Here is an 11,332-nt window from a genome sequence, read left to right on the forward strand (position 1 = left end):
GCTTGACGCGTACTCCGAGGAGCCGTCTGAAACCCGGTGCTCCCGCTCTTCTCTCGCGACTCGACCGGACACTCTTCACAAACCAGGACCGCTCAGCCCGCTCGATCGTGACATGTCGTCTCACTGCGACCGCTGTGTCACGGATTCCTCTCTTGGCCTGTCCCATTTTCCAGCCTGGTTGCGTGTTGCAGCCCCCGGAGGGAGGAGCCCTGTGACCGTGTTTGATTCCGGCCCGGACGACAAGCTCGGGCCGCTCCGGCGCGTTCGCGCGGGGGTGCTCGATGTGGCCTATCACGCGACAGGGCCACCCCAGGGTGCGGCGGTGATGCTGCTGCACGGTTACCCCTACGACGTCCACAGCTACGTCGACGTCGCCCCGGCGCTCGCCGATTACGGATTTCGAGTCGTTGTCCCCTATCTTCGCGGCCACGGACCGACCCGGTTCATCGAAGCGGCCACGCCCCGCAGCGGTCAGCAGGCCGCCCTGGGCGCCGATGTCGTCGCGTTGCTCGATGCACTCGACATGCCCCGCGCAGTCCTGGCGGGCTACGACTGGGGTGCACGTGCCGCCTGTGTCGTCGCCGCGCTCTGGCCCGAGCGCTGCGCCGGGCTCGTGTCGGTGAACAGCTATCTGATTCAGGACATCGGTACCGCCATGACACCGATCTCCCCGTACCTGGAATCCGGGTTCTGGTACTTCTACTACTTCCTCACCGAACGGGGACGGGCGGGACTCGCGGCGGACCCTCGTGGTGTCGCGGAGGTGATCTGGCGCCGCAACTCCCCTGCATGGAAGTTCGACCCCGCCACTCTCGCTCGCACCGCTGAGGCGTTCGCCAACCCCGACTACGTGGACGTGGTCATCCACTCCTATCGCCACCGCCTCGGCTACGCGCCCGGGGCGCCGACCTACGCGGATCTCGAGCGAAGATTGGCATCGCAACCTGCGATCACCGTCCCTGCGGTCACCCTCGACGGCATGAGCGACGGCAACTTTCCAGCCACCGACGGCAACCCCGCGGCGAAGCACTTCGTGGGCTCCCGCTCACACCGGCGGGTCCCCGACGCGGGCCACAACCTGCCGCAAGAGGCCCCGCAGGCGTTCATCGACGCGGTCCAAGATGTGGCTCGTGCACACCTTCTGGAGAAGACGTGACCCACCCGACCAGCGGCGACGCCTTCCTCGCAAACCTCGAGCACGCTGTCCGTGCAGAGCTTTCCCGCACGGAAGCGAGCCGGCCACCAGGCCAGACGCCCCTGGCCCCGATTCAAGAGTGGCTCTTCGACCCGGCTGACGCCGAGCGCGAGGAGGTGGGTCTTCGCAACCTCCTCGGCGCGGTCCAGGCCGTCGCAACCGACCGCTGCCAGCACGAGCTACGACGGAGCGGAAGCGCGAGCACCCCACCGCACCGCCCCTGCCCCGCCGCCCAGGATCGCTGCCTGCACCTAGTCCGCGCGGTGGACCGCCCCATCGGCGGGGCACGCTACGGACGGATGTTCCCGGACCTCCGCCGTCAGGACGCCGACCCGCGGCTGCTGGTGCGCGCGGGTGGTAAGGGTGGGATCTGTGACGCCGCGGCGTTCCTGGACACACAGAGTGTTGACGGCGATGACGCCCGGGAGGCGGCAGGGTGGCCCTTCTTCGGCCAACTGATCGCCCACGACATCACCGCAGACCGGTCGCCCATCAACGGCGACACCGAACTCGAGGCCCTCCGCAACGCCCGCGGCCCAGCGTTGGACCTGGAGATGATCTACGCCGACGGCCCGGTCGGCGCGCCCTTTCTCTTTGACCTCGCCGACCCCGCGAAGTTCCTCCTCGGCCTAACCGGTGGTGATGTGCCGCGCAACCAGCAGGGCGTGGCGTTGATCGGGGACCCCCGCAACGACTCGCATGCCATCGCGTTGGCGCTGCACATCGCGCTGCTGCAGGCTCACAACACGATCGTTGATCTGTTGCGGGTGAACGGAGCGCCTGAGCCGGACGTGTTCGACCACGCACGCGTCACCTTGACCTGGCACTACCAGTGGATCGTCGTGCATGACTTCTTGCCGCGGCTCGTCGGCGATGAACTGGTGCGGAGAGTCCTTGCGGAGGGTGGCCGTTGGTACGCGCCCCAGCCTCTGCAGGCTTTTATACCGCTGGAGTTCGCCGATGCTGCCTTCCGATACGGACACGCCCAGATTCGCCACAGCTACCAGCTCACCGAGGGTGGGCCCACGTATCCGTTGTTTCCCGACCTGGTCGGCTTCGGGCCGCGCCCTGACGACGAACGAATCGACCTCGGGCTGCTGTTCGATCTGCCCGGGCGAGCTCTCGCCCAGCGTTCCAAACAAGTCGACGGGCGCCTCGCCCCGAGCCTCCTCGAGCTGCCCCCGCAGCTCACCGGAGCCAACGAGAACGCCGCATTTCGATCGCTGGCAGTTCGTGACCTGCTTCGCGGGGCAAGCACCGAACTGCCGAGCGGTGAAGCCGTTGCTGACCTGCTCGGTGCGGCCCCGCTGACCAAGGTCGAGCTGGGGCACGACTGGCCGCGCGGCACACCCCTGTGGTTCTACATCCTCAAGGAAGCACAGGCCCGCACCGGCGGCGACGGTCTCGGCCCCGTCGGTGGACGAATTGTCACCGAGGTACTCATCGGGCTGCTGCGCGCGGATCCCACCAGTTTCCTGAGCCTGCAGCCCGACTGGGTGCCCACGCTTCCAGCCGCAACCTCCTGCTTCGGCCTCGCTGACCTGCTCACGCTCCGGCCACATGCGCCGTCGCCACCGCGTGGAAGCGAATCACCTGATCACGTAGAACTCGACACCGAGAGGCACCGATGACCACACTCGACTCGCACGCAGGCACCAGACGGGCAACCGCTGTTGCGGCCGCCGCCGCCGTCGGCGGTTTCCTCTTCGGATTCGACACAGCAGTGATCAACGGGGCTGTAGATGCCCTGACCGACCACTTCGAGCTCGGCTCAGCGCTGTCGGGCTTCGCAGTCGCCTGTGCGTTGCTCGGCTCCGCGATCGGTGCCTGGTTCGCCGGGCCCGTCGCCGATCGCATCGGACGGGTGCGGGTGATGCTGCTGGCCGCAGCGCTGTTCGGCACCAGCTCGCTCGGCTCAGGGCTGGCAGTGACTGTATGGGACCTGATGGGCTGGCGCGTCCTTGCCGGCGTAGGGGTAGGGGTGGCTTCGGTCATCGCCCCCGCATACATCGCGGAGATCTCCCCCGCGGCCATCCGGGGACGGCTCGGGTCCCTGCAACAGCTCGCGATCGTCAGCGGCATCTTCCTCGCATTGCTGTCCGACGCAGTTGTAGCGGACTGGGCGGGAGGAGCCGCCAACACGCTGTGGTGGGGTCTGGGCGCGTGGCGCTGGATGTTCCTGATCGGTCTGATCCCGGCGGTGATCTACGCGCTGCTGGCCTGGGGACTCCCGGAGTCGCCACGCTTCCTGGTGGCCCGCGGGCGTCTCGAGGAAGCTGCGGGCGTGCTGCGCCGGCTCGACGCTGGGACCCCGGGCGTGGTCCAGACCAAGATCACCGACATCGCCGCCGCACTCGGCGGAACGACACGTCCACGGCTGGCCGATCTCCGTGGCCGCCGTGCGGGGCTGCTGCCGATCGTCTGGGTCGGGATTCTGCTCTCGGTGTTCCAGCAGTTCGTTGGCATCAACGTCATCTTCTACTACTCGACCAGCTTGTGGCGGTCGGTCGGCTTCTCCGAGTCCGACTCCTTCACCATCACCGTGATCACCTCGGTGACCAACATCGTGGTCACGATCGCGGCGATCGCGGCGATCGACAAGGTCGGCCGTAAACCCTTGCTGATCGGAGGGTCGGTGGGGATGACGCTCAGCCTCGCGACCATGGCAGTTTGCTTCTCGCAGGCGTCTGGATCGGGTAGCGACCTCTCCCTGCCGGGCGCCTACGGCACCGTTGCGCTGGTCGCCGCCAACCTGTTCGTCGTGTTCTTCGGCGTCTCGTGGGGCCCAGTGGTGTGGGTGCTCCTCGGCGAGATTTTCCCGAGCCACATCCGCGCGGCCGCCTTGTCAGTGGCCGCCGCAGCTCAGTGGATCGCGAACTTCATCGTGTCCTCCACATTCCCGGTTCTCGCCGCGGCGGGTCTCGTGTTCGCCTACGGCATCTACGCACTCTTCGCGTTGCTCTCTGGGCTGTTCGTGGTGCGCGTGGTGGATGAAACCAAGGGCCGGGAACTCGAGGAGATCGGCGGCGCGACCGCCCTTGGATCGGCGGGCGAGCGATGACTGCCGTGCTGAGAGGGGTAGGCGGCGACAGCGATTCGACTTCTTCGGCCACGGACCAGCCGGTCACGATCGGCGTCGACGCCGGCGGCACCAAGATCACAGCCGGGGTCGTGGACCGATCCGGCGCCATCCTGGCCGGGCTCCGGCGGCCTACGCCGCGTGAGGACGCAGCACAGATTCGAGAAACGATCGTCGGGATGGTCGAGGAGTTGCGAGCCGGCTACAACGCAGTAGCGATCGGCGTTGCTGCGGCAGGATTCGTCGACGCCGACCGCTCCACGATCCGATTCGCCCCGAACCTGTCCTGGCGCAACGCACCCCTGCGTGAGGAACTCGAACAGCGCACCGGCCTTCCCGTGGTCGTGGAGAACGACGCCAACGCGGCCGCATGGGGGGAGGCCCGATTCGGCGCCGGCCGCGGCCACGACCATCTGGTTGCGCTGACCGTCGGCACCGGTGTAGGTGGCGGCATCGTGGCCAACGATGTCGTCATACGCGGTCACTTCGGCGCCGCAGCCGAGGTCGGCCACATCGTGATGGTCCCAAACGGCCGCGCCTGCCCCTGCGGGCTGCGTGGCTGTCTCGAGCAGTACGCCAGCGGCCGCGCGTTGGCCCGGCACGCGCGGAGCATCGCCACCGCTGCACCGACGTCCGCCGCCGGCCTGATCACCCGTGCCGGCGGCCGAGTCGACGCCATTGACGGGACAACCGTGACCGCCGCCGCGCTCGAGGGCGACCCCACCTCGCTTCGTGCGTTCGAGGAGGTTGGCAGCTGGCTCGGTCGGGGTATCGCGCAGCTTGCTGCGGTGCTCGACCCCGCGCTGTTCGTCCTCTCAGGTGGTGTAACCCGCGCAGGCAAGCTTCTGCTCGAGCCGGCCGTGACCGCCTACCACCAGAACGTGACCGGGCGTGGCCTACGGCCGCTTGCCCGGGTCGAGCTAGCTGAACTGGGGGCAGACGCGGGGTTGGTCGGAGTAGCCGACTTGGCTGCGATCGCTGACATCGAGGCTGAACCGTATGCCCGGGTATCTGACTCGTCCTCGAGCCCGTAGACAGAAGCCTCGATGACCTGACCACGGCGCCCCCAGCTCACCGGAGCTCGCCAAGGCGAGCCCGCCCCTGGTTGCCACCGGCCCGGTGCCTCTGCTCCTGGACCCCACGTGCCGAGGCCCGTCGTGCAAAGCCTCTGACGTGGAGCCCTGGCTAACGCGGCATCCCAACACGCGGTCGCGAGGACACGAAGCGATGACGTCGGCTCCAATCCACCGCTGCTGCCAGTGCGAGGTCCGCTCTGGCCGGGGGTCGGGGCCGGGGCCGGAGCCGTTGCGCCGCCCCGGCACCACCCTTTTCCGGGTGCGATGCGGCTCCGTCTCACAGCACGGATGAGGCAGCAGCTGCGCGTGATGCGCGGATCGACGTCGACGTCACGGATTCGCGGGCTACGTGGTCCTCGTTCGTGACGCTGCCGACGAATTCGGCAGCCGGTCACGTCGAAGGAAAGGACACATTGTGAAGGTCGTAGTGATCGGTGGAACGGGCCTGATCGGCTCGAAGGTGGTCACCAGGCTGGGCGAGCACGGCCACGAGGCCGTGGCCGCAGCACCGAACACCGGGGTGAACACTCTCACCGGGGAGGGGCTCCCCGAGGTGCTCGACGGGGCCAACGTCGTCGTCGACGTGTCGAACTCCCCGTCCTTCGCCGACGAGCAGGCGATGGAGTTCTTCACGACCGCCACCACGAACCTGCTCAAGTGCTCTGCGAAGGCGGGGGTCGGGCACCACGTAGCGCTCTCGGTGGTCGGTACGGACCGGCTCCAGGACTCCGGATACTTTCGTGCGAAAGCTGCACAGGAGCGGCTGATCCGCGAATCGGGTCGCCCCTACTCGATCGTCCATGCCACGCAGTTCTTCGAGTTCGTCAAGACGATCGTGGGTTTCAGCACCGTTGAGGGCAAGGTCCGCCTGCCGTCGGCTCTGATCCAGCCCATGGCCGCCGACGACGTCGCCGCGGGGGTCGGCCGGACCGCAGCCGGGGAGCCAGTGAACGGGATCCGAGAAATCGGCGGCCCAGAGCAGTTCGGGCTCGACGAGCTGATCCGCAAGGGACTCGCAGCCAAGGGCGATCGGCGCGAGGTCGTCACCGACGACTACGCCCCCTATTTCGGGGTGCGGATCAGCGAACGGACGCTCCTCCCCGGCTCCGATGCCCAGCTGGGAGAGGTCACTTTCGATAAGTGGCTTGCGCAGCAGTAGCCCGGGATCTCCGGGGTCGGGCGGCTTCAGCCCACGCGCAGCAGCCGTCCGGCCCCATACCTCGCCGTAGCAGACGACGACGGACGCCTCCGTCACCACACCTTGACACCAATCGGAAAACCAGTAGGGCCAACAATGGCAATTGAGCGGCACAGTCCTGAGGATTCGGGCCCGACAACACCACCACCGCAGATCGCGCTCGTGGGCTCGGTGCACACCCCGCCGATGCCTGATCCGTCCGAGGCGATGACGATCCATGTCACGTTGCCCCCGGGGAGTACCGGTAGTCCACCTCACCGGCACACAGGCCCCGCCTTCGGCTACGTGATCGAAGGTGAGTTGCGCTTCGAGCTCGAAGGCGAGCCCCAACGGATCGTGCGCGCCGGCGAAACGTTCTGGGAACCCGGCTGCGAGGTCATCCACTACCAGGACGGCAACAATCTCGACGACGCCACGACCCGGTTCGTCGTCACCATGTTCGGCGTTCCGAACCAGCCGATGCTCGTCCCCGTGACCGCCGAAGAACTGGAACAGCGGCGGTCGCGCCGTGCTCCACGCTGCTGACACGCAAGACTCTCGGAAAGGATGACCGCTCAATGAACGATCACGTCCTCGACGACGCAGCACAGAAGATCGCCGATGCCACGTCGAAGCCGCCGTATCTGTACGAGCTCGACATCGAAGAAGCTCGAAAGGTTCTCGACGACATCCAGGCCCTCCCGATCGACAAGCTGGAGGTCGACGAGAAGTGGTGCACGCTCCCTGCTCCGAGCGGCGAGGTGCGGATTCGCATTGTCAGGCCGGCCGGCCGTCCGGGCGCCCTCCCGGTCGTCCTCTACATGCACGGCGGAGGCTGGATCCTCGGCAATGCAGGCACCCACGACCGTCTCGTGCGAGAGCTCGCCGTCGGCGCCACCGCTGCAGTGGTCTTCGTCGAGTACGACCGCTCGCCGGAGGCTCGCTACCCCGTCGCCATCGAACAGGGTTACGCCGCGGCCCGGTGGATCATCGCGAACGGCGCCTCGGAAGGCCTCGATGCATCGCGACTGGCCGTCGCCGGTGATTCGGTCGGGGGGAACATGACTGCGGCGTTGACCCTGCTGGCCAAGCGCCGCGGCGACGTCACGTTCGTGCACCAGTCGCTTTACTACCCGGTCACCGACGCCGCACAAAACACAGCGAGCTACCGGGAGTTCGCTGACGGCCCTTACTTGACGGCCAAGAGCATGGCCTGGTTTTGGGACGCCTACACAACCGACCCCGTCCAGCGGGCAGAAAGCACCGTCTCACCGCTGCGCGCAGGCTTGGAGGAGCTGTCCGGCCTCCCGCCCGCATTCGTCGTGGTCGACGAGAACGACGTCCTGCGCGACGAGGGTGAGGCCTACGCCCGCCGCCTCGCCCAGGCCGGCGTTCCGACCACAAGTGTCCGCTACAACGGCACGCTGCACGACTTCATGATGCTCAACCCCGTGCGGGAGAGTCGCGCCGCCCGTGCAGCCACCGATCAGGCCATTGCCGTCCTTCGCGAGGCGCTCGGCAGCGGCTGACGCGCCGGCCTAGGACACCAGCTCGCCCGGTCGACGGCGTCTGTGGCGCGCCTCTCTCGCAGCCAAGCGTCACAGGGCGGCCGTGGCTGGCCGTCGACCCCCGACAGCTCCATCGCGCCCGGCCCCCACCCACACCATTAGGGATCAATACATGTCTGCATCGAACCCCACCGTTCTCCTGGTCCACGGCGCGTTCGCCGAATCCGCCAGCTGGAACCCGGTCATCTCACAACTTCGCGCTCAGTCCGTCGATGTCGTCGCGGTCGCCAACCCTCTCCGCAGCGTCACCGGCGACGCCACCTATCTGCGGGACGTCATCACCGGCATCGGAGCCCCGGTTGTGCTGGTCGGCCACTCCTACGGAGGCATGGTGATCACCGAGGCCGCGGCGGACAACGACGCGGTGGTCGGCTTGGTCTACGTGGCCGCCTTCGCTCCGGATCATGGCGAGAGCGCCTTCGAGCTGTCGGCGAAGTTTCCTGGCAGCACGCTCGGCGCCGCGCTCACAGTATCTCCGGTGTCGACCGGAGGGAACGAGTTCCGCATCCGACCGGACCTGTTCCATCAGCAGTTCGTAGCCGATGGCTCGGAGGCAGCGGCTGCCCTGATGGCGGCGACACAGCGGCCTGTGACCGAGGCCGCCCTGGTCGAGGGATTGCCGACGGACACGCCTGCGTGGAGGCGGCTGCCGTCCTGGTTCGTGTTCGGTGAGCAGGACCGCAATATCCCCGCCGAGGCGATCCGGTTCATGGCAGAGCGGGCACAGGCGAAGGGCATCCGTGAGGTGGCTGGCGCTTCGCACGCCATCAGCGTCGGGGCTCCGGACCAGGTGACCGCCACGATCCTCGACGCACTCGCCTCGAGCCGGTGAGCCGAGGGACGGTCGACGACCACTCCTGGCCGGTCGTTCGACCGTCCCCCGACGGCCCTGCATTCTGGACAGAAGGCACATGATCAAGGTCCCTGACCCCCGTCTCCGGTCCGACGTCCTGTTCCTGTTGTGGGCGATGGCGCACGGCGACGACGTCGCCGTCGTCGACTCGTCATTCTTCGCCAGGTACACAGCCTGCGCTAACCTGCACGGCTCGGTCGCCCAGTTGACCGACTTCACTGTTGCGCAGGTTGTGCACGCGGTTCTCTCGGCCATCCAGCTCGACACCACGTTCATCACCGAGCCGGTCCGCCAAATCCGGTATCGCGACCAACATCCAGGCGCAGAACACCGGATCGCGGTCCAAGCCGCGGTCAACGCTGCGGTGGGATTCCCGTGCCCAGTGACCGACGTTGCGCCCTCTGAATTCCAGGCCCAGTTGAAGAACTGCTTTGCGGTGATCGTTACCGGGGACCAGTGCCCGCCAGGAGCGTTCATCCTCCGCAAGGGTCTCGACGTCGCACCGGCTGACGCTCTCGTCAGACCTGACCGGGCTACGCCTGTGACGCGCAGTGCGGTGGACGAACGGTATCCGTCCGTTCCCGATAGGCGAATCCTGACCGATCGGCTGCTTGTCAGACCCTGGGAGGTCACCGACGTCGCGGCGCTGTTCGCGTTGTTCAGCGAAGGGCAGGTCCCTGAACTGCACAGCGGCGGTACCCCGATCGATGACGGCGAGGCAGCACGAACACTGCTTGATCGCTGGATCACGGACGGCGCGAACAATGACCCCGGGCGTGGGCGGTGGGCTGTGGTGTCACAAGAGAGCGCCGCGGTGATCGGTGCCGCATCGCTACTTCACTTGCCAACGGCCGACCTCGATGTCCACGTCGACTGCCGCATCGCGCCTGTGGCGCGGGGGCGCGGGTATGCGGCTGAGGCGTGCCGCGCCATCGCGCACTATGCATTCGCCGTCGGCACGGACGAGATTTTCGCCGTGCTCCGTGCAGAGAATCGGCAAGGCGCGGCCACGGCGAACCGGGTTGGCATGGACTGGGTCGGGCAGACCGAGAAGTACGGCGGCGCGCAGCTCGAGGTGTATCGCCTCCGACGCGGCGATCTGGGTCTGCCTGCCTGGATGCGGTCCGTACGCCCGTCGCTGAGCACAAGCTCGGGAGAAGTTGCGCTGAGGTGAGGACTGTAGCCCCGAACACGATGAAGGAGCGCTCTGACGGGCCGGCCGTCCGCGTGGCCGTGAGGAAATCGGCTGCGAACCGGAAGGGAAGATGCTGTCGGGCCGTTTCTGCTGCATTTGCTCCGGCCGAGCCGCATTCGGGTCCACTGCCGGTGAGGTGCCGTCGCTGCTGCACGGTTCTTGCTAAAATCGCAGGCGAGCGGTCCGCAGATTTGCCAAGGGTCGTAGCAGTGCGCTGCAGGCAGAGACCGAGTGAGCGTCAAAGAGGTGCAGGAACATGACGAGCGAGAAGGCAGCGACGCCTTCGGAGCGGGTTCGTCCACGTGTGAGTGCATCCGCACGCACCGTGCACGACGGTCGGGTCGACGGCCGCGACCTCCAAGTCCTAGCACGGGCAACCAGCGTGCTGAACATGTTCAGCACCAACCGCACCCGTATAGACCTGGCATCGGCGACCAGCGAGCTTGGACTCAACGCTCGACGGTCTACCGCTATCTCAGCGCCATGGCAAAGCATGGCCTCCTTGTCCACACCCAGGGCCAGGGATACAGCTTGGGTCCGCTGGCGTCCCGAGTCGGTCTGCTCGCGCTCGATCGAGCACCACTGATCGGTCGGGCAGATCCCGTGATGCAAATACTGTCCGAACAAGTTCATGAGACGTCGACGTTGTCCGTTTGGAGCGGCAGCGGCCCACTTGTTGCGCGCGTGCACGACGAGCAAAGTCGATTCATTCGAATCTCGATTGCCGTTGGATCGACCTTGCCGATCAATACGGCACAGGGGCAAATCTTTCTTGCACACCTTGCGAATGAGCGGAGCGTCGCACGGGCCACCCTTGGACTGTCAGAGTCGGAACGGGCAAGGTTGCTTGATCGGTGTGAGGACGTGCGGCGGACACGGATTGCTTTCAGTGACGCGTCGGCAGACGGCCTCAGGTGTGTCGCCGCACCGATCTATGGTCCCGACGGCTCGCTGGCTGCCACACTCGCCTTGATTGGAACGCTGAGCCGCATCCCGGATCACTCCGGTGATGTCAGGGTCCAGGCCCTGGTGAAGGCGGCCCGGAGTCTCTCCACTGGCTGATTGCGCATTTTGGACTGACGCCCGGGAACGTCGTGCCGTCGCCGAGGTAACTCACGCCCGCCCCCAGCGCGTTCGCCCAGATGACTACTTCCCCGAATCGGCGCCGGTGCCGGTGCGCGAGAGTCCG

General features: G+C 67.0%; 10 protein-coding genes. All 10 read left to right on the top strand.

What is annotated here, in order from left to right; all coding sequences use genetic code 11:
- The first annotated feature begins 211 nt into the window (after positions 1-211).
- The 10 genes from PSU4_RS23110 to PSU4_RS33100 all read left to right on the top strand — a co-directional run bounded on the left by PSU4_RS23110 (position 212) and on the right by PSU4_RS33100 (position 11,205).
- The gene (locus PSU4_RS23110) at positions 212-1,156 is read left to right on the top strand and encodes an alpha/beta fold hydrolase (RefSeq protein ID WP_246115290.1); all 945 of its coding nucleotides are present in this window, start codon (positions 212-214) and stop codon (positions 1,154-1,156) included.
- The gene (locus PSU4_RS23115; protein ID WP_222596370.1) at positions 1,153-2,826 is read left to right on the top strand and encodes a peroxidase family protein; all 1,674 of its coding nucleotides are present in this window, start codon (positions 1,153-1,155) and stop codon (positions 2,824-2,826) included. Before PSU4_RS23110 ends, PSU4_RS23115 begins: the two co-directional genes overlap by 4 nt.
- Positions 2,823-4,256 (top strand): sugar porter family MFS transporter, encoded by a 1,434-nt coding sequence (locus tag PSU4_RS23120; RefSeq protein WP_147112306.1) that lies wholly within the window; start codon positions 2,823-2,825, stop codon positions 4,254-4,256. The genes PSU4_RS23115 and PSU4_RS23120 overlap by 4 nt, the downstream gene beginning before the upstream one ends.
- Complete coding sequence (locus PSU4_RS23125; RefSeq protein ID WP_147112308.1) at positions 4,253-5,308, top strand: ROK family glucokinase; 1,056 nt, start codon at positions 4,253-4,255, stop codon at positions 5,306-5,308. Before PSU4_RS23120 ends, PSU4_RS23125 begins: the two co-directional genes overlap by 4 nt.
- A gap of 457 nt (positions 5,309-5,765) precedes the next feature.
- The gene (locus PSU4_RS23130; protein ID WP_147112311.1) at positions 5,766-6,509 is read left to right on the top strand and encodes an SDR family oxidoreductase; all 744 of its coding nucleotides are present in this window, start codon (positions 5,766-5,768) and stop codon (positions 6,507-6,509) included.
- Positions 6,510-6,734: 225 nt separating this feature from the next.
- Entirely contained in the window at positions 6,735-7,073 is a 339-nt protein-coding gene (locus PSU4_RS23135) for a cupin domain-containing protein (RefSeq protein ID WP_246115291.1), read from the top strand.
- A gap of 32 nt (positions 7,074-7,105) precedes the next feature.
- On the top strand, positions 7,106-8,056 hold the full coding sequence (locus tag PSU4_RS23140) for an alpha/beta hydrolase (protein WP_147112317.1): 951 nt from the start codon (positions 7,106-7,108) through the stop codon (positions 8,054-8,056).
- Between the two features lie 151 nt (positions 8,057-8,207).
- On the top strand, positions 8,208-8,927 hold the full coding sequence (locus tag PSU4_RS23145; protein ID WP_147112320.1) for an alpha/beta fold hydrolase: 720 nt from the start codon (positions 8,208-8,210) through the stop codon (positions 8,925-8,927).
- A gap of 79 nt (positions 8,928-9,006) precedes the next feature.
- A complete protein-coding gene (locus tag PSU4_RS23150) occupies positions 9,007-10,122 on the top strand; it encodes a GNAT family N-acetyltransferase (protein WP_147112324.1) in 1,116 nt (371 codons plus the stop codon).
- Between the two features lie 504 nt (positions 10,123-10,626).
- On the top strand, positions 10,627-11,205 hold the full coding sequence (locus tag PSU4_RS33100; protein WP_147112327.1) for an IclR family transcriptional regulator: 579 nt from the start codon (positions 10,627-10,629) through the stop codon (positions 11,203-11,205).
- Positions 11,206-11,332: the final 127 nt, after the last annotated feature.

Source organism: Pseudonocardia sulfidoxydans NBRC 16205 (genome assembly GCF_007989085.1).
Classification (GTDB): Bacteria; Actinomycetota; Actinomycetes; order Mycobacteriales; family Pseudonocardiaceae; genus Pseudonocardia; species Pseudonocardia sulfidoxydans.

Coding starts and splice junctions, on each gene's coding strand:
- PSU4_RS23125 (WP_147112308.1), top strand. CDS start 4,253: ATGACTGCCGTGCTGAGAGGGGTAGGCGGCGACAGCGATTCGACTTCT.
- PSU4_RS23120 (WP_147112306.1), top strand. CDS start 2,823: ATGACCACACTCGACTCGCACGCAGGCACCAGACGGGCAACCGCTGTT.
- PSU4_RS23150 (WP_147112324.1), top strand. CDS start 9,007: ATGATCAAGGTCCCTGACCCCCGTCTCCGGTCCGACGTCCTGTTCCTG.
- PSU4_RS23145 (WP_147112320.1), top strand. CDS start 8,208: ATGTCTGCATCGAACCCCACCGTTCTCCTGGTCCACGGCGCGTTCGCC.
- PSU4_RS23135 (WP_246115291.1), top strand. CDS start 6,735: ATGCCTGATCCGTCCGAGGCGATGACGATCCATGTCACGTTGCCCCCG.
- PSU4_RS33100 (WP_147112327.1), top strand. CDS start 10,627: ATGGCAAAGCATGGCCTCCTTGTCCACACCCAGGGCCAGGGATACAGC.
- PSU4_RS23140 (WP_147112317.1), top strand. CDS start 7,106: ATGAACGATCACGTCCTCGACGACGCAGCACAGAAGATCGCCGATGCC.